General features: G+C 41.3%; 1 rRNA gene. It reads left to right on the top strand.

The window, feature by feature from the left end:
- Positions 1-123: 123 nt before the first annotated feature.
- A 23S ribosomal RNA gene (locus CWC30_RS18485) occupies positions 124-482 on the top strand; the annotation flags it as partial.

Genomic DNA, 482 nt, shown 5'->3' with positions numbered 1-482 from the left:
TTCAAAAGTAAAAAATGCAATTAATTATTCAATAGAATAGTTAATTGGTATCTACTTTAGTATTCAATATTAACTTCTGGCGAAGTTAAACTGTCACAAAACAAAGACCCGTTTGGGTTGTATGGTTAAGTGACTAAGCGTACACGGTGGATGCCTTGGCAGTTGGAGGCGATGAAGGACGTATTAACTTGCGATAAGCCTAGTCAAGCTAGTAAAAAGCACTTGAGACTAGGATTTCCGAATGGGGAAACCCACCTGCTTGCAGGTATCGTTAACTGAATACATAGGTTAACGAGGCGAACGCGGAGAACTGAAACATCTAAGTACCCGTAGGAAAAGAAATCAACCGAGATTCCGAGAGTAGCGGCGAGCGAAATCGGAACAGCCCTTAAGCTTATTATGTGTTAATGGAAGGCTCTGGAAAGTGCCACGATACAGGGTGATAGTCCCGTACATGAAAACGCATTTTAAGTGAATTCTTG

This window comes from Pseudoalteromonas sp. S4741, from assembly GCF_005886135.1.
GTDB lineage: Bacteria > Pseudomonadota > Gammaproteobacteria > Enterobacterales > Alteromonadaceae > Pseudoalteromonas > Pseudoalteromonas tetraodonis.
Note: the sequence above shows the minus strand (reverse complement) of the source record. Positions and strands in the feature narration are given on the sequence as shown.